16 protein-coding genes are annotated in these 17,878 nt (G+C 59.5%); 4 read left to right on the forward strand and 12 right to left on the reverse strand.

Annotated elements, in window-relative coordinates; genetic code table 11:
• Positions 1 to 2: 2 nt before the first annotated feature.
• Complete coding sequence (locus BLT85_RS04570) at positions 3 to 1,478, reverse strand: flavin-containing monooxygenase (RefSeq protein ID WP_407920157.1); 1,476 nt, start codon at positions 1,476 to 1,478, stop codon at positions 3 to 5.
• Between the two features lie 83 nt (positions 1,479 to 1,561).
• Between BLT85_RS04570 and BLT85_RS04575 the strand changes: the two genes are divergently transcribed.
• Together BLT85_RS04575 and BLT85_RS04580 are read left to right on the forward strand one after the other, a co-directional pair.
• On the forward strand, positions 1,562 to 2,173 hold the full coding sequence (locus BLT85_RS04575) for a TetR/AcrR family transcriptional regulator (protein WP_157718125.1): 612 nt from the start codon (positions 1,562 to 1,564) through the stop codon (positions 2,171 to 2,173).
• 94 nt (positions 2,174 to 2,267) lie between these two features.
• A complete protein-coding gene (locus BLT85_RS04580; protein ID WP_093392046.1) occupies positions 2,268 to 3,578 on the forward strand; it encodes a glycerophosphodiester phosphodiesterase family protein in 1,311 nt (436 codons plus the stop codon).
• A gap of 63 nt (positions 3,579 to 3,641) precedes the next feature.
• Here BLT85_RS04580 and BLT85_RS04585 read toward each other — a convergent pair whose 3' ends face one another.
• The 5 genes from BLT85_RS04585 to BLT85_RS04610 form a co-directional block, all read right to left on the reverse strand.
• Entirely contained in the window at positions 3,642 to 3,902 is a 261-nt protein-coding gene (locus BLT85_RS04585; RefSeq protein ID WP_093392047.1) for a YebG family protein, read from the reverse strand.
• Between the two features lie 148 nt (positions 3,903 to 4,050).
• Positions 4,051 to 4,992: a glycoside hydrolase family 5 protein gene (locus BLT85_RS04590; RefSeq protein WP_231701539.1), complete on the reverse strand. Its 942-nt coding sequence runs from the start codon at positions 4,990 to 4,992 to the stop codon at positions 4,051 to 4,053.
• Positions 4,993 to 5,772: 780 nt separating this feature from the next.
• Entirely contained in the window at positions 5,773 to 6,102 is a 330-nt protein-coding gene (locus BLT85_RS04595; protein ID WP_093392049.1) for a hypothetical protein, read from the reverse strand.
• A gap of 546 nt (positions 6,103 to 6,648) precedes the next feature.
• Positions 6,649 to 7,284, reverse strand: a complete 636-nt coding sequence (locus BLT85_RS04605; RefSeq protein ID WP_093392051.1) for an OB-fold nucleic acid binding domain-containing protein — start codon at positions 7,282 to 7,284, stop codon at positions 6,649 to 6,651.
• Positions 7,285 to 7,525: 241 nt separating this feature from the next.
• Entirely contained in the window at positions 7,526 to 7,909 is a 384-nt protein-coding gene (locus BLT85_RS04610; RefSeq protein ID WP_093392052.1) for a hypothetical protein, read from the reverse strand.
• Positions 7,910 to 8,190: 281 nt separating this feature from the next.
• Here BLT85_RS04610 and BLT85_RS04615 point away from each other — a divergent pair, with 281 nt between their 5' ends.
• Positions 8,191 to 8,550 carry a DUF2845 domain-containing protein gene (locus BLT85_RS04615; RefSeq protein WP_093392053.1) on the forward strand — a complete coding sequence of 120 codons (360 nt, stop codon included), beginning with the start codon at positions 8,191 to 8,193 and terminating at the stop codon, positions 8,548 to 8,550.
• Positions 8,551 to 8,565: 15 nt separating this feature from the next.
• Here the strand turns inward: BLT85_RS04615 and BLT85_RS04620 are convergent, their stop codons facing one another.
• Positions 8,566 to 9,180, reverse strand: coding sequence for a flavodoxin family protein (locus BLT85_RS04620; protein WP_093392054.1), 615 nt, complete (start codon positions 9,178 to 9,180; stop codon positions 8,566 to 8,568).
• A 173-nt stretch (positions 9,181 to 9,353) separates the two neighbouring features.
• On the opposite strand from BLT85_RS04620, the gene BLT85_RS04625 reads away from it, so the two are divergent.
• Complete coding sequence (locus BLT85_RS04625; protein WP_093392055.1) at positions 9,354 to 10,346, forward strand: hypothetical protein; 993 nt, start codon at positions 9,354 to 9,356, stop codon at positions 10,344 to 10,346.
• A gap of 61 nt (positions 10,347 to 10,407) precedes the next feature.
• On the opposite strand, the gene BLT85_RS04630 is transcribed toward BLT85_RS04625, so the two are convergent.
• The 5 genes from BLT85_RS04630 to BLT85_RS04650 all read right to left on the reverse strand — a co-directional run bounded on the left by BLT85_RS04630 (position 10,408) and on the right by BLT85_RS04650 (position 17,813).
• Positions 10,408 to 11,529: a GGDEF domain-containing protein gene (locus tag BLT85_RS04630; RefSeq protein ID WP_093392056.1), complete on the reverse strand. Its 1,122-nt coding sequence runs from the start codon at positions 11,527 to 11,529 to the stop codon at positions 10,408 to 10,410.
• A gap of 145 nt (positions 11,530 to 11,674) precedes the next feature.
• Entirely contained in the window at positions 11,675 to 12,418 is a 744-nt protein-coding gene (locus BLT85_RS04635; protein WP_093392057.1) for an alpha/beta hydrolase family protein, read from the reverse strand.
• Positions 12,405 to 13,511, reverse strand: coding sequence for a DUF3182 family protein (locus BLT85_RS04640; RefSeq protein ID WP_093392058.1), 1,107 nt, complete (start codon positions 13,509 to 13,511; stop codon positions 12,405 to 12,407). The genes BLT85_RS04635 and BLT85_RS04640 overlap by 14 nt, the downstream gene beginning before the upstream one ends.
• A gap of 358 nt (positions 13,512 to 13,869) precedes the next feature.
• Complete coding sequence (locus tag BLT85_RS04645; protein WP_093397391.1) at positions 13,870 to 16,176, reverse strand: ATP-dependent DNA helicase; 2,307 nt, start codon at positions 16,174 to 16,176, stop codon at positions 13,870 to 13,872.
• A complete protein-coding gene (locus tag BLT85_RS04650; RefSeq protein ID WP_093397393.1) occupies positions 16,173 to 17,813 on the reverse strand; it encodes a VRR-NUC domain-containing protein in 1,641 nt (546 codons plus the stop codon). Before BLT85_RS04650 ends, BLT85_RS04645 begins: the two co-directional genes overlap by 4 nt.
• Between the last annotated feature and the right edge of the window lie 65 nt (positions 17,814 to 17,878).

The following is a 17,878-nucleotide window of genomic DNA, read 5'->3' on the forward strand; positions in this document are numbered from 1 at the left end:
TGTTATTTGAATTGCATTACGCCGTCGTCGACACGGCCATATTGAATGGTAAGTTTGTCCTGCATGTAGTTCTGATAGACCTGCCAGGGCTTACGGTCGCCCTGACGCGGTAGCATCCCGGCGGCTCGCTGTACGTACCCCGAGGTGAAATCGAGGAATGGCGCGTCAGCTACCTGAGGGTCGCGTTTGGGCATGGCGATCTGGTAACCCTTGCGATCCATGTAACGCAGCAGTCGGCAGGTGTAATTCGCGGTGAGCTCAGCCTTCAATGTCCAGGACGAGTTGGTGTAGCCGAAGGTCAGCACGAGGTTGGGGATGTCGCTGAGCATCATTCCCTTGTAGGCCATGTGGTCGCCGGGCTTGACCGCCTCGCCGTCAACCGTGACTTTCACGTCGCCCAGCGCATTAAGCTTGAGCCCGGTGGCCGTGACGATGATGTCTGCCTCGATCTCTTCGCCAGAGCCAAGTTTGATGCCGGTCGGTGTGAAGCTGTCGATAGTATCGGTTACCACCGAGGCGCGACCGCTTCGTAGATCCTGGAACAGATCGCCGTCGGGCACCGCACAGATGCGTTGATCCCAGGGTTTGTATGATGGAGTGAAGTGCTTCATGTCGACCCCAGGGCCGACGTGCATCTTGACCATCTGCAACAACCGATCCTTGAACAGCTCCGGCTTGGTACGAGCGATACGGTAGAAGAAGCTGCCAACCAGAACGTTCTTCCATCGGGTGGCAGCATGCGCGGCCGGGAGCGGCAGCCATTTCTGCAAGTTCCTGGCGATACCGTCTTCGAGCGGGCGCGACACGACGTAGCTGGGAGAGCGTTGAAGCATGGTGACATGCGCGGCAGTCTTGGCCATTGCCGGGATCAGCGTAACGGCGGTCGCGCCACTGCCGATCACCACTACCCGCTTGCCAGCGTAATCGAGATTTTCCGGCCAGAACTGCGGATGGATGATCTGTCCCTTGAAGGCGGACTCGTTGGGAAAGTCCGGCCGGTAGCCTTCATCGTAGCTGTAGTAGCCAGCGCAAACAGAGAGAAGCCGTGCTTTGAAGATCTTGTCCTCGACCGTGCCGTCACTCACCGTCACCTGTGCGGTGACGGTCCAGCACGCTTCTTCCGTCGACCACTCAGCGGCTTTGACCTTGTGATGAAAACGGATGTTGTGGGCAATGCCGGCTTCTTCGGCTGTTTCTTCGATATAGCGCCGGATGTCCGCGCCGTCAGCGATCGCCTTGCGGTTGTACCAGGGCTTGAAGCTGTAGCTCAAGGTATACATGTCCGAGTCGGAACGGATACCCGGATAGCGAAACAGGTCCCAGGTGCCTCCAATCGTGTGGCGCGCTTCGAGGATCGTATAGCGCTTGTCCGGACATTGCGAGGCGAGCGCATGCGCTGTGCCGATGCCGGACAGGCCGGCACCGATAATCAGGACGTCCAGAGGCATGGGCTGGAATGTATTGTGTTGTGTGTTCATGTTGTTTTACCCACCGTGGTAGTGGTGACAATCTAAATTGTCACTTACAATTTGGCAATGCCCATTGTCAGAAACTAAACAACATGAATACACCGACCCCTGCGCAGCGGCGTTATCGCGGTTCCGCAGCAGAGGAACGCAAGGCGTTGAGACGGCAGCAACTGATCGACGCGGCGATAGATGTTTACGGGCGCAACGGCTACCGGCATTCCGGTGTGAAGCAGGTATGCGACGCGGCCGGGCTGACTCAACGTTACTTCTATGAGTCCTTTACGCATAGCGACGAGCTCCTCATCGCCTGTTATGAACAGGCTGCCAGGCAGATGCGCGAGGAGATCACCGCTGCGGCGGAAGCGGCTGGACCCGACCGAACGGAGCGGGGCAGGGCGATGCTCTTGGCCTATTTCCGCGCGCTCAAGGAGCGGCCGCTGATCGCGAACCTGCTCCTGGTGGAGATACGTGGTATCAGCCCGGCGGTAGACAAGGCGATCATCCGCGCGCTACAGGACATGAGCCGCGATATCACCCGCGTCGTCGCGCGTCCGGACCAGCAACCGGATGAGCTGTTGCGAGCCGGGATCATGGGCGGCGTCATCCATATCGCGTTGCACTGGATGGGTACCGGCTATCGGCAGCCAGCCGACATGGTCGCCGAGACGGCAGTCAAGCTCAGCGGTGCCATGCTCGGCGGCTGAGCAGGGAAACTTAACCGAAGCGTCACCAACGCGTCATTTCGGTGGGCCAATATCAAGCGCGCTACATCCACTCAACTTGTAAAGGGAGTCTGGTATGAAGTTACGCACGATGGCCGCGATGGTGCTGACCGCAGGAACGTTCGTTGTCGCTAGTCCGGTGGCACTGGGCAATAACTGGCAGAAACACGAGGATCGGTCCGCTCGACTGGAACATTTGCGCGATAAGATCGAGCAATTGCGACACAAGCACCGCAGGAGCAAATCGGTGGTGGAGTTGGGTCCACGTCCGATGTGGCTGGTTGACGACATGGACGACGGTCCGCTGAAGACCCGCCTGCAGGCATGCAGCAGCAAGCAGGCGAGGCCTACCGATTTTTCCATCGGCCATCGTGGCGCACCGCTGCAATTTCCTGAGCATACGTTGGAGTCGTATGTAGCTGCCGCTCGCATGGGCGCCGGAATCGTCGAGTGTGATGTCGCTTTCACCAAGGATCGGCAACTGGTATGTCGCCATGCGCAAAACGATCTGCACACTACGACCAACATCGTGGTCGTCCCCGAGCTGAACGCCAAGTGTACACAACCGTTCGTCCCGGCAGATCCGGCTACTGGTACTCCGGCAAAAGCCGAGTGCCGCACCAGCGACATTACCCTTGCCGAATTCAAGTCGCTCGAGGGCAAGATGGACGCATCCAATCCGATGGCCACCACCCCAGAGGAGTATCTTGGCGGTACGGCCGACTGGCGAACCGATCTGTATGCTTCACGAGGCACGCTGCTCAGCCACAAGGAAAGCATCGAGCTGTTCCAGGCGCTGGGTGTGAAGTACACGCCGGAATTGAAAACGCCGGTAGTCGATATGCCGTACGAGGGTGACTACAGTCAGGAGGACTACGCACGGCAGATGGTTGAGGAGTACGTGCAGGCTGGAATCGATCCGCGCAATGTCTGGCCGCAATCGTTCCGCCTCGATGACGTTCTGTTCTGGATTAACGAAACGCCCGAATTTGCATCCCAGGCGGTCTTCCTCGATGAGTCGCCTATCACGCCGGACACCAGCTCGCTGGCGTATATGGAAGAGTTGAGAGCGCAGGGGGTCCAGGTCTTGGCGCCGGCCATCTGGAAAATGCTGACGCTGAACGGCCGGGGCGACATCGTTCCGTCCGAGTATGCTGAAAATGCTCGCACCGCGGGGCTCGACATGATCGCCTGGTCAATGGAGCGCAGCGGTCCGCTCGCCAATGGCGGCGGTTGGTATTATCAGTCTATAAACGATGCGATTAACAACGACGGCGACATGCTCACGGTTATCGACGTGCTGGCACGTGACGTCGGGGTTATCGGGATCTTCTCCGATTGGCCGGCTACTACTACCTTCTATGCGAACTGCATGGGCCTGAAGTAAGCAAGACTGATCGGGGCCGATATGGCCCCGATCAGATTGCTGATGCCGCTTGGCCTCTCAAGTTCATTCGGTCGCTGGTTCGGTGAGGGCTTGAAGTGCTTCGGGGGTGCTTTTGAATGCCTTGGCAAATATGTCGCGATGCCGTGCCATATAGATGCTCACTTCCTCCGCATGTCGCTCACTCAGATCCGGAACACCGGCCTGCAATACAACCGATAGCGTTTCGGCCAGCTCCAGCATCTTGTCGTGACGGTCGGCTTCGGCTTTGTCCATGAACAGTTGCTCCGGGTCTCTGCTGCTTCGGTATACGATTTCTACGGCCACGTCGGCACCTCAAGCTGAATGAATCATTGGCTGCCCCTTGGGCCACCTGCAATGCAGGGCACGAGGATACTGTATATTCATACAGATATCGAGTGTCGGGCACAAAAAAGGGCAGCCGAAGCTGCCCCTTTTCAACTGTTGCTCTGGCTTATGCCTTGGGACCGAAGTCCGAGCAATTGCCTTTGCCAACGTATTTCTTCAACACTTTCCACTGCGGCTTTTCCTTGCCCTTCTTCGGTTCCATGGAAAGGAAATGGTTGCCCCATGCCGGGCCGCCAGCGAAGTAGGTGACCGGGATGCAGTTCTTCTGCAGGTGTGCCAGCGTGTTGTCCATCGCCTTCAACCAGCGCGCATCGTGCGGGGGAACACCCAGCTCGCCAATATGACCGCGCTTGCCGTTCTTCTTCAGCCAGTTGATGAAAGGTGTGACTCGCTTGACACCGACATTCATGTCGAAGTCCTTACCGGGCGACTCGACGTAGCGACCGCTGGCATCCTTGTCCAGGTATACGTGGGCAGAAAACACGATGTTGTCGGACGGATCCTTCAGGGCCAACAGTTTATCGGCGTACTTGGGCCAGCGCGCAGCGCTTGAATAAGACGCGCCTTCCACAAAGATGATGTTTTCACGGTCATACTTGCGCACGCCGTTGATGCCTGCCTGTGCTGCCTTCGGCCAATACTTGTCGGCCAGGCCGTAGGGCTCGTTCATTATGTCGTAGCCATACAGTGCCGAGTGCTTGCCCCAGCGCTTGGACATGCGTTGCAGAAGGTTCTGGTATGCGCCGTAGGGAACTGCTTTGGTACCCACGACTTGCTTGCGATACCGACCGTAATTGTGTACGTCGAGAATTACATCAATGTCGTTCAGTGCAGCGTTTGTCAGCATCTTGTCGATCTGTGCCGCGTAGAACGGATCGAACGCGCCGCGGAGTTTGGGCTGCAGACGTTCCCATTTGATCGGGAAGCGAATGGTTTTTATACCCCGCTCGGCCCAGTACTCAAAATAGGTGTTCTTGGGGAAGAAATAATGCTTGTTAAGTTGTCCCGGAAGAACGCCTCCGGTGAACTCGGCTCCTGCTACGTTCATGCCTACAAGATCAACTTTGGCGTGTGCGACGCCGGTAGTTACAAACAAGCCAAGTGCAATAGGTGCAAGCCACTTTCCGACTACTTTCTGGAATGTCATGCTAGCGATCTCTCCGCGTTTAATATATTTGTTACGCCACTACGAAGCCGTGGCCAAGCGCACTTATAAGTGCGGAGACCCGGGATCGAAACTTAAGGGTTGTTGTTTTCGAAGTGTTCGGAAAGTTGTCTTTCAGTTCGCTGCGAGAACGTGGGCATCCTACCCCAGGGTTCTAACTTGAAAAAGCATAAATTTGACGCCAGAACACGATCTGGGTAAGCGAAGCGGCGATATCGTTGTGACCTCATATAGATATCATTTGAAGGGCGACGGAGGACCGGCGTCAAAAACAAACCGCGCTATTTCGGTAAGCGAAGCATGATGGCACTTGGCGGAGACAAAAATAGGAAATGGATCACGCAGGGACTAGGAAGGGCTTGACGAGTCAGTAAAAGGCCGACGAACGGTCTAAAGAAAGTTCATTCACTACCGACGAGCGGTATCGATTTGTTTCAAGTTGGAAATACCTGGCGGCTTAGCCGCCTATGAGACGGTCAGATTTCGTGCATTGGCTGGTTTGAAGAAGGGAGCCGAGGCCGCCGTCGTCTGCAAGCAGAGTCGGACTGCGGCCACACCACGCCTAAGCCACGGGACCGAGGATCGACTATTACAAGCGCTAACGGGTAAGGCAGGACGAGAAGGTTGCTTTGTCAGTATTTGGGCTGGTGCAAGAAGGGCTTGTCAGCCGGAACGTTGCGAGAGGTCGCTTGGGCCGCGCCGTTGTTCATAGTCCGCTTCGTAAGCCCCGCCTGCCGAGAGGCAATGTTTTACCCAGGCCGAGCCGCGACTGGTGCTGAAATCCTCGTGAGGGCCAGTGATGATTGCTCGTTCCGCCTGTTCCCGGGAGTCGAATCGAACGGGCACGTGAAAGCCCGCCGCAGGCAGATTACTCATCGAAACCATCTGTATCCCAGGTCCATCCGCTACGCTCCATCCGGAATCGCTGAGCTGAACGGCAAATAGCCCCCGTTCGATGGGTACGGCCTGGATATAGTCGTTGCGTAGGGGCATCAGTATGTATCTCCGAGGAGGCGGGAGGGCACGGAAGCGAAACGTCTGAGGTTTGCTTCGATGTTTCATGCTGATCCGACATCCGGCAACTGGTGCGGTTCCTGAACCGCAGCCGTCTCCCGGCGGCTACGGTGCGGGTGCTGGATCGCTGGGAACAGTTGCGCCTGCCAGTACGCGCAACTGTCCGGGTACGGGTCCGCCTGCGCCACCACCGCGGGACTGGGCCCGGTAAGCTGCAGAACAACCTTCGGTTTCCGGCCGCAGGTGCAGGTGATCGTCAGGGGCTGAATCATGACGACAGTCAGCTGGTTGGCGCATTGCGGGCAGGCTTGAAGCTGACTGCTGCCGAGGCGGAGGTTGCGTTGATGCTGGCGGAAGGGGAGGGCGCGAACGATCGCAGAAGCGCGAAGCGTCTCTATCAATACGGTGCGCACCCAGTTACGCAATATTTACGACAAATTTGGGGAAAACGGCAGAGCGAGCCGGCCGCGCGTCTGCGGCCGCTTCGCTGAAAGCGGTCTGCGTCAGGAATCTGTCCGCTGAGCCTTAACTCTCGTTTCGTGCCCCTTCGTCGATGGTGATGATGGAGTCCGCTGTGACGGTGCGCGACCTGCCCAGCTCGGCGTCAAGAACGCCGTATACCATCACCGTGTCGCCCTGCTCGATTCGCATGGCGCCTTGCTCGTCCAAAGGGTTGTCCTTCATGGCGGACACGTCGACCATGAGCTCGCGGCGTCCGGTATCGATGGTAAAACGATCATCCTGGACCTTCCCCACCTCTCCCGTGTAGGTGAAAGCGCCCACGCGAACCGGAACGACCGGGATGATTTCTGGTTTGCCGAAGACCGTGTCGGTACGGGTGAAGAGCCTGCCCTCGCTTTCGACAAATACGCTGTTCGCGACGATTTCCGCAGCCGAGTCGGCCTGGTTGACTTCGCCATAGACCGAAACCGTAGCGCCTTCCTGAAACGGCCCCTGGGGCGCGTACCAGTCGGCATCGTTCATGTCGACACGAATCTGCCCTTCACCGTAGTTCAGCGTGAAGCCTTCTTCGGTGGGATTGGTTATCTGGCCGCTGATACTGACCCACGAGTTATGACTCTGCTCATGCGGTGCTTGAGCGTAGGAGAGGGGTGAGACAAGAGCGCTGGCTAGCGCGAGGGCGAGAAAATGGCGCTTCATGATTCTTCTCCTGCCGAATGATTCGGGTCAATGAGCAGGCGTGCTACCCGGTTCTCCGACTGCCATGACAAGGCACTGACCGGGAGGGTCACAGTGATGCTCTGCCGTCTGGCGCGGGCTACCGCTGCTTTTGGCCGCATCGCTCGGTAATTCCTGCAGCGTCGTGCAGCCGTGCGGTACTCGTATCGACCAGCGGCCTGCCGGACCTTTTCTGGTCCGGCAGGCCGCAGTCGTTCGCCGGTTATTGTTGCTGGCTGTTCTGCCCGCTGGTGCCGTTTTTCTGGTTATCGTCGGGCCCCAGCTCGCCGCCACCAATGGGCTTTTCGTTAGGGTAGGTCTTCTTGTACGCGCTTTCGTGCGTATCACGCGCATGCTTGGGGTCTTCGCGAGTCGTGGCTTCGCTTTGGCCCTGCTGCGAACCTTGGTTGCCAGCCGAGCTCTGGTTACCCGACGAGCCCATGCTGCCGGTTGTGCCCGAAGCGGAGCCCTGACCGGTGCTTTGAGTAGTGCTGGTAGTCTGACCACCAGCGGAGCCTGCCGAAGTAGAGCTTTCGGCCATAGCGGTGCCGGCCATGCCGAGCGAGGCAAAGGTGATTGCAGCTGTGAGCATCTTGAGGGTCTGCATTGTGCTTCTCCTTCTGTTAGAGGCCTAGTGCGCCTTTGTGCTATGGCGAGCCTCGGTTCTGGGTCGGACAGTCTGTCTGCGCTAGCGCAGCGGAGGCCTGAATCGACCACGGACTGTCGCTGGGTGTACGCAACGATAGACCAGTCCCAGGCCGGTCCGTTCAGCCGGTCTCGCTGTTCGGCTGCTGGCGGCTTGGCCGCAGGGGCCTGCTCAGCTATGCTCCGATTGTCGGGCGAGGCGTCTGGCATGGAGGTTTTCGAGTCATCAGGAGGAGTTTACGGATGGGACTGCAAAGGAAGGTATGCCTGGCTCTTGTTTCGTGGATATGGCTTGTCCCGGGAGCAGCATCGGCTGAGTCATTTCGCTGTGCAAACGGCATCGCCAGCGACGGAGACTCCAAAGCCGCCGTGCTGGGCAAGTGCGGTGAGCCGGTAATCCAGCATTCGTTTTGTCGCGCTGCTGCGCCGCCGAGCGAGGCGTCAGCGCGAGAGCCAGGGCCGGCGGTGACGGTAAATGTACTGCCTTGCATTACGGTCGATGAGTGGACCTTCAACCCCGGCAAGGGGAAATTTCTCACGACACTGCGATTCCACGATGGCGAGCTGGTTTCCATCGAGCAGGGCGACCGCATTCGCGACTAGCGCTTCACCACGTTCTTACGCGTCGGGGTCGCCAGGATACTGCGACTCCTTGAGCAGTCTGGCCAAATGCAGGCAATTTCGCGCCATGGCTGCAGTCGTCTGCACGACCTTCTCCGGGGTTTCGTTCAATTCCTTGAAGTCGGTGCCATGCATGGCTTCGCCGACCCAGTACGTGCAGCTGTTCGCGGGGATGGTAAAGCCGCAATCGTTGAGGCCCTGGAACAGTTCGGCGCAGACGTGATGAGCACCATCTTCGTTGCCGACTACCGCGACACCGGCAACCCGGCCGTACGAAACCATCCGCCCCTGATCGTCCATTTCACCCAGAAAAGCATTGAGGCGCTCCAGTACCCGTTGGCAGATACTCGATTGATGTCCCAGCCAGATGGGCGTCCCCAGGATGAGGATATCGGCTGCCAGGACCCGGGCGCGGATCGCCGGCCATTCGTCTCCGTCGCCTTCGTCTGACGTGACACCTGGTTTGATAGTATGGTCGGCCGCGCGGACCAGCTCGCCTTTGACGCCCAGCTTTTCCAATTCAGCAAGACTTTGGCGAAGCAGCAGATCGCAGGAAGAAGACGCGGGGGATTGCTTCAGGGTGCAGTTTATTGCCAATGCGGTAATGGCCATGTCGCCTCCGTTTTGCTTGAAGTGGCAGGGCTTTTGTCTTTCATCGGCAGACCTCGTTCCTCGCTCGGGACGGACGGCCAGGGCGCGACCGAGGCTGGCACAGCGCAAACAGTCAGCGAACCCCGGGCCGGGCCGATGGTCCCAAGCGAACATCCTCAAAGCGAATCGTCGTTATGGCTATTGTGCTAACGCTTCTTGCGGTCGTGCTGGCGGCCGTCATTCTCTGGGACCAGTTCGTCACGGTCTTCAGCACCAGTGGTGCCGGTCCGTTGACCCGCTTCGGTATGCGCCATGTATGGCACAGTTTGCTATTCGTTCACCGCCGGCGCCGCATGCACCGGGTATTAGCCTTCGCCGGCCCGTTTCTGTTGCTGCTGAGTATCGTGCTTTGGTATCTGCTGTTCGGTTTCGCGGTGTTTCTTGCTTTCGCGGCACATACCGGCTCGGTTATTGATAGCACCACGGACGTTCCGGCAAATAACATCGAAACGCTGTATTTCGTCAATACCACCATCTCAAGCCTCGGCTATGGCGATTGGGTTCCTTCGGGCTTTCCGTGGACGTTCGTCGGCACCCTGGCGACCCTGGCGGCCACGATCGTGCTCACGGTGTCGCTGTCCTATGTGCTGTCGGTGATATCGGCGGCGATTCAGCGACGAGCGCTGGCAAGCGGAATCTTCGCTATGGGCAGCAGCGTTTCGGAGGTCATCGAACACCTCCGGCTGGATGATCCTGAGGCATCGCTGAAAAACTATTTGCTGAGCCTGTCATCGACGATCGACAGTGTTGCTTTGCAGCATCTGGCTTACCCTGTGCTCAAGTACTTTCACTCGGCACGCGTCGATCTTTCGCCAGCCAGGGCTGTACTTCTGCTCTCCGACACGCTGTTCGTGATGAGTGTGAGCGACAGCAAGATGCCGGCCGGGGTTGTGAGCGTCGTACGAAGCAGTATCGACAACTTCGCCAAATATTCGCGAGCTGAGACCGGGTCTGCGCAGACGGCCAGTTCATTCCCGGGTTTTCTCAAGCAGTTGAGCATTGATCGCGGGATTCCCGCCGACGTGGTAGCGGCGGAGTTTGAGGCTTATTCGAAGGTTCGCGCTGGCCTGGTGGCCTTGACTTCCGAAGACGGTTGGCTGGAAGAAGCGCCCGCCCGACTGGACTGAACGCTGCGGTGCGCCGGGGTCAGGACTGAGGAGCTCAGATATCCGATGTACTAGCAGGCGCCTAGAACTCGGAGAATTCCACCCGGTTGCGTCCGTTTGCCTTGGCTCGGTAGAGGGCTTCGTCCGCGCGACGAATCAACTCGGCGGGCGTCACGGTGGTGGCTGGCGTCGCTACGCTGGTGACGCCCAGGCTGATGGTGACCTGTTGCTCGCTGCCCGGAACATGTGGCAGGCTCAGATCCTGCACTGCCAGCCGAAGTGTTTCGGCAACCTGCATGGCACCGAGTCGGTCGGTATTGGGAAGCACCACTGCGAATTCCTCGCCACCGTAGCGCGCCACCAGGTCGCCCTGACGGCAGACCGTATCACGCAGCGTATCGGCGATGCGCTGCAGGCAGGCGTCCCCGGCCGGATGGCCAAGAAGGTCGTTGTAGGGTTTGAAATGATCCACATCGCACATGATCAGTGACAGCGGCTGGAAGCGCCGCTGCAAGCGTTGGGAGGCTCGCTCGAGAAAATCATCCAGCCGCCTCCGGTTGGCCAGAGACGTGAGTGTGTCCGTGCTGCTCAGTTCTTCGAGGACGCGGTTGTTGCGCGTCATCTCCTGCTCGGCCATGTCGATTTCGCGATGGAACAGGTAGGAAAACACAGCCGAGAGCGTCAGGACGCCGAATACGCTTAGCGCGTACATGATCTGCAGATAGCGCTCAGGCAGAGTCAGCAGTGCGCGCTCGGGGGTGAAAACGAACTGGCAAACGCAATACAGTACGCCTACGCCCAGCGGTAACAGGATGAAACGCGAAGCGCGCATCTGTTCATGCACCAGCGCGAGGAATCCGGCTACCGCAAAGTAGAACAGATGTCCGCCCGCGGCCGAGCTCAGAAACACTGTCGCGGCCAGTGCATGCACGCAACCGCTTCCGACCAGCAAATTCCGCGCGGTAGTGCTTTCACCCCGGTAGTTCAGATACAGCACGGCCGCGTAGGCCAGCATGAACACCAGGTTGACGGTGAAGATGCCCGTGTACGGCGAGAGACCGTCCACCAGATAGAACAGCTGATACGGCAGAACGGTGACGCAGCCAAAAATCGCGACCTGATTGGTCAGGGCGATCTTCCTGCGCACGCGTGACGTCTTGCCCTGCGTCCCTGCCGACCAGAGCCAAGCGAGATTGTTTACCACCGACTGTCCTCATAACTGCATACGATGAGCACGTATCTGATCGCCATCCGTGCGATTTGGTTCAATTAGTATCGAAGTGCCAGCATATTGCTTTCCGGCCTGTCATACCAGCCAAAATACTGGTCCGTCCGGCACGGCCGTGCGGTCACGGTCCGGTGCGCACTCCGATGATCATCTCGCTGACCCATCGCGTCAACAAGTAGGTGTAAGCCTTCTGATGGCTTTCTCGGCTCAACGCATGATCTGCACCGTCGATGATCCGGTGGGTCAGCGAGTGGGCCTGCACGAAGGCTGACCGGTAGTTGACGATTGTCATGTGCGGGACATGCTCGTCGGATTCGGATTCAATCAGCAAGACGTCGCCGCGAAACGTGGCGCATGCCGCCAGAGCGCGGTTGGCTTCCGGACGAAGAGGCTGTTGGCGGTAATCGAGCAGCCGCGGCTTGTCGAGTTGTTGTTTCGGTGTCAGCCATTGGGCATCCCAGTAAATGGCTGGAACACGCAACGCCAGCCAGCACACTGGGCGCAGCTGCGTCAGGATGGCCGCCAGATAGCCTCCGTAGCTCGTGCCGATCACAGCGATGCAGGACGGGTCCACGTCCGGGTGGGCTATCAGTTGATCATACGCAGCCAGGATGTCGGTCAGGTTTTGCTCGCGGGTGACGCTCTTCTTCTGGTCCTGGGTTCCCTCATGACCGCGGAGATCGAAAGTCAGACACACGCAGCCCAAGCCGGAGATGCCTTGGGCCCGCTCGAGATCGCGCTGCTGGCTGCCGCCCCAGCCGTGTACGAATAGGATGCCGGGCAGCTTTTTCTGCGGCTCCATGAAGGTGGCGGCGATATGCTCACCGTCAACCAGCAGATCGAACGGAATCTTAACTGCGCTCATGACCCTGGATCCTTGTGTACTTGTTGATTCGTCCCGTCTCTTCGTCGTTACCAGAGTAGACAACGCTCGCACCGGCCGGTACGTCCTGTTCGGTACCGTAGCGCTCGATAGTCGACGCTTCGACGAAGGTCAGCGAAGGGTCGGTCGCGAATGCTTCCAGGGCGGCGATTTCGGCGCCGCTGGCGCCGCCGATGCGCCAGGATTGCTCCAGCACGCCGGATACCCGCTTGCCCTGCGCATCCTGCCCGGTCGCTACATCGTAATTGCGCCGCGATAGAATCAGGCCGGGCAAGGCGCTCAAGGCTGCAGCCTCGTACTGGCGTGCCTGCTTGATCACCAGTTGATAGCTTCGGGCCGCGGGGTGTTTCAACAGCGCTTCGTATTCCCCGCGGACTACGTATAGGTCAGACCCTCCGTATACCATTTGGCCGGTGGCGTCAGGTGTCAGATTTTGCGTGCCGCAATAGCTGGCGACAAGGCCGGCCGCGCGAACCTGCCCCACGCTGTAGGTGGCAACGTCGGTCAGATTGCTCTCTACCACCAGCCCCCAGGTGTTGAGCTCTCGTTCATCGAGCTGTCGAAGTGCTTGCCCCAGTTCTTTCGCGTCACGAATCACTACCTGTCCTCGGCCGGCCTTGGCGCGTACGGGCTTGATCCGAATCGATCCCGTTTCGAGCAAGTGTGTGCCGGCCATGCGCGCATCTTCTACACAGAACGCGCTGAAGCCGGGGAGCACGGAGTCGCCAGCAAGTTGGTGCAGCGCTTCGGCCCACCCGGATGGACGCTTACTGGCCCGAGGAAACAGCGGATGAGAAATCGCCTTGCCAGCCATATAAGGTTCGGAGACCACGCCGCCGAACAGGTCGGCTTCGCTGCGGATGCCGAGCGCTGCCGCTTCGCTCAGACTGGTGAGCGTGTCGGAAGGTATGTAGTAGGCGCGCTCGCCCTGGCCGGGTTCGTCACGACCAATAAAGGGGGCGTTCATCAGCCTCGACAGGCTCTGGCCGATGGCTTCATGGCAGGTTAGTTCGTGCGCAGGCACCGACTCGCTGGTAGGCAATAGTGCGATGCAGGTTGGTGATCTGGATGTCATGGATTCTCCGGCAGGGCAAACACCACCAGGCTGTCGCCCCGTTTGGTTTGCAATCGGACATGGCCGCCAGCGGCGATTGCCACATACAGGCGACGCTTATTCCGTTGAGGTATCGAACGCATGCAGAACGCGGCTTGCGCAGCGACCAAGCACATCAAACCACTGGCTGTCGTCGAGGTCCGTCTACCAACATGGATTTTCAGACGCGTCCTAGCCCTAAAAGGTCCCGTCTCATGACCAGTGCTGAGCGGCCGTATCGCCTTGCGTGCCTCAGTCCTTTATGAAGTGATTCGCTGAAAGTCGTTTTTCTCGAGTGTAGCGGTGTGCGCATGAGCGAACAGTTCCTGCTAGAACTCGATCAATACTCCGGCAGCGGTTTGCGCCCGCGCTGCGGGTGTTCAACCGCGAAGGATCCGACCTGCCACCAGCCCGGTAATAGTTCACGGACCTGAGGCTGGCCGAAGCGATCATCCAGCAGCATCACCATGCCGCGGTCAGATGTGGTGCGGATAACCCGGCCTGCCGCCTGAACCACCTTCTGCAGACCGGGATACAGATAGGCGTAGTCGTAGCCATTGCCGAACATGGTTTGCATGCGTGCACGGATTTCCTCGTTCACTGCGTTCACCTGAGGTAGACCTAGCGTGGCGATAAAGGCGCCAATCAGTCGCGCGCCAGGCAAATCGATGCCTTCGCCGAACGCCCCGCCGAGCACGGCGAAGCCGATGCCTCGCGACGAGTCGGTAAAACGGTCGAGGAAAGCCTGGCGCTCGGCTTCGCTCATACTGCGCGATTGTTCCCACAGCGGCACGTCGGGATGATGGATACGCACATGATCGAGCACTTGCTGCAGGTAGGCGTAGCTGCTGAAGAACGCCAGATAGTTACCCGGCTGCCTCCTGTATCGGTCAGCCAGCACCCGGCCGATTGCCTCAAGACTACCGCCACGGTGCTGGTAGCGCGTCGAAACGTTGCGCGCGATGCTCACGTCCAGCTGGTCGGCGGAAAACGGGGATTCGACTTCCAGCCAACGGGTACTCGAGGGCAGCCCAAGCAGGTCCATGTAATACCGCGATGGGCTCAGGGTGGCGGAGAACAGCGTTGCGCTGTGAGCCAGCGCGAAACGGGTCGCCAGATAAGGCGCGGGTACGATATTGCGCAGGCAGAGCGTGGAAAGCGTGCGCTTACCCGGCCGTGCGTGACGGGTTATATCGAAAAGGGAGTGGTCGCCGTACGTTTCCGCCAGGCGCGTGAACAGCATGGCGTCGAGGTAAAAGCGCAGCAGTGCGGCATCGTTGCCGGTGGGCTGGTCAGTCAGGTGATCCGTAATGGCGCTGACCGCTTTCTGCAAGCTGAGAATGAACAGGTCGGCGATGGCAGGATAGATCTGATAGTCGGCCTGCTGTTCCTTGTGTAGCTGGTTCCAGTGCCGGTTCACCCGGTCCAACGGTGACTTGAGCGCCGTCGGCGCGACCGCGCGCAACTCATTGAAGCGGCCCTGGTCGAGCTCGGCTGTGTACATGCCGCGCCCGCGATCGACCAGATTGTGCGCCTCGTCGACGAGCAGGGTCACACGCCACTCATTGAGCACGGTGAGACCGAACAGCAGTGCGGTCATGTCGAAATAATAGTTGTAGTCGCAGACCACCACGTCTACCCAGCGGCACAGCTCCTGACTCAGATAATACGGGCACACCTGGTGTTTGAGCGCAACGTCGCGAACCTGCTGCTGTGTCAGCCAGTTGCCAGCCAATGCTTCCTGGCGAGCGGCCGGCAGTCGATCGTAGAAGCCTGTCGCCAGCGGACAGGACTCCCCATGGCAAGCGCGATCCGGGTACTCGCAGGCCTTGTCTCGTGCCACGTGTTCCAACACTCGCAGCGGCATCGACTCTTCCTGACTGCGCAGCACCGCCAGCGCATCGAGCGCCAGGCGCCGGCCGGGAGTTTTCGCAGTGAGAAAAAACAGGCGGTCGAGGTTTTGTCCCGGGAAGGCCTTGAGTTGCGGGAACAGCGTGGCCAGCGTCTTGCCGATGCCTGTGGTGGCCTGCGTCATCAGTGTGTCGCCATCCCGTGCAGCGCGATATACGGCTTCGGCCAATTGACGCTGACCCTTACGGAAACTGTCGAACGGAAAGCGCAACTGCTCCAGGCTGGCATTGCGCGCCTGGCGGTGCGCATCTTCCTGACGCGCCCAGGCGACGAATCGCGAGCACTGCAGCTCGAAGAACGCACGCAGAGTGTCGGCGTCGAAGCGCTCGCGGAGCACCGTTTCCTTCTGCGAAATCACATTGAAATACACCACGGCCAGATCGATCTCGTCGAGCTCCTGCTCGGTGCACATCAGGTGTCCGTAGATTTTCGCCTGAGCCCAGTGCAGCATTCTATGGTTTTGCGGGATGCGATTGACGTCGCCGCGGTGAGTCTTGATCTCTTCGAGCAAATTGGCGACCGGGTCGTAGCCATCGGCGCGGCCAGCTACGAGCAGCCCCGGATACTCTCCGGCCAGCGATACCTCACTGAGGTAGGCAGGGCCCCTTCGCAGCACGACGGTGCGATGTCCGGCGATGCCTTCCTGGGCGGTGGGGGCGGGCGTGAAGCGCAGATCCAGATCGCCTTCCTTGGCGGTGAATTCGCACAGGGCGCGTACCGCGATGCGGTAGTTCATGCGCCCGCCCATCGGACCTGGCAGACGTCCACCGGTATGTCATGCACGGCACAGAACGCCAGCCAACGGCGCTGGTTATCCTGCAGCCGGTCGCCGGGGCCCTTCACCTCGATCATCCGGTAACGTTGCTCGGCTGGCCAGAACTGGATGAGGTCCGGCATGCCGGAACGGTTGGCCTTGATATCGTCAAGCAGGCGATGGAAGCAGGCCGAAAGCTGTCTGGCAGGCAAGCATTCGAGAGCAAGGTCGAGCAGGGCGTCATCCAGAGCGCCCCAGAACACGAACGGCGACTGAATCCCGCATTTCTCGCGAAACGCCCGGCGAATCTGCGTTGCGTGGCTTCCATCTTCCAGCGCGGCGAAACCCTTGGCGAACAAAGCCTGCCTGCGTGCGCGGAAATCGCTGTCGAGCAGGTCGGCAGGTGCGGCCTGGAACGGGTGGAAGAAGGCGCCCGGTAGCGGGGCGAAGATGGCATCCCAGAACAACAGCCCGAACAGGCCGTTGATGAGCGTGTTTTCAACGTAATATACCGGCGCTTCAGGCTGCGCGAGATGTTCGCGCACGGCATATTCCACCGAGCCGACGTCCGGGCGCGCTAGCACAAGCTCCAGCACCCCGTGGGTGGGCGTGGGGACGCGCGGGGGGCGGGGCTTGCCGAGCTTGCCCGCTAGCCGGGTCTGGGCGCGCAGCATGAGTTGCCGTTCGCTGTCGCTTTCCGGCGCTTCGAGTGCATTGCGTACAAGCTCCCAGGCCTCGTCAAAGCGCTCAAGCTTCTCCAGCACGCGGACGCAACGCTGACGCGCCCCGGGGAAAGCACTGATGCGGTAGAGCCCCAGCGCCATCTCGCAATCCTGGCTGCGTTCCAAGTGCTGAGCCATGCGAAACAGCAGCTTATGGTGACGCAGGCGCAGCTGACGGTTGGCGCTTTGGAACCCACTGACGCGTTCGAGCACAGCGTTTACGTCTTCGCCATTGTCGAATGCTTCGCGACAGCGGAACAGGTGCAAATAGTCATCCACGTCCTGGCGGCAGTCGAACCCACGTGATGCGCTGCAGAAAGCCACCTGTTCATAGCGGAACACTCCCAGATCCGCCAGTACGAACTCGGACCAGTCCTGATTCAGATTGCCGAAGAACATCAGCCGCAACCGATCACAGCAATCGCCGACGGTCAGGGTGAGGACGGTATCGGTCAGCGCAGGGCACCAGTCCGCCAGCGGCTGCTCGGCAGTGCAGGGCATCTTTAGCAAGACAACCAGTTCGCTCTTGGCGATCGAGCGGTGAGGCACCTTTTCGGCGAAGTGTTCGACCAGCTCATGGCGGCGCAGCAGGCTGCACACCTCGGCGATACTCAGGGGGTGATTATTTTTCAGCCAGCCGTTATCGAGCAGCGCAGCCGCGGCGGTGCGAATATCGCCGATCTCCACGTAGCTCAAGCGCGACAGCCGGAAGTGTGGCCCCTTCCGCATCACCAGGCGCACCAGTAACGCCTGACTCGGTTCTGGCAGCTGGGCGAACCCTGCAAGGAAGGTGGATTCGTCCTCGCCCAGCAGATCGCCGTAGCGGGTCGCCACCCAGTCCATTGCTGTGCGGAAGTTGCGCAGATAGTAATCGCTGGGAAGGTCTGGGAGCTGCATGGTCATCTAGCTGGTTGGTTATCCAGTATTCTCCTCGGCTACGCTGCACGGAACAAGTCGGCAAG

Source organism: Halopseudomonas xinjiangensis (assembly GCF_900104945.1).
Classification (GTDB): domain Bacteria; phylum Pseudomonadota; class Gammaproteobacteria; order Pseudomonadales; family Pseudomonadaceae; genus Halopseudomonas; species Halopseudomonas xinjiangensis.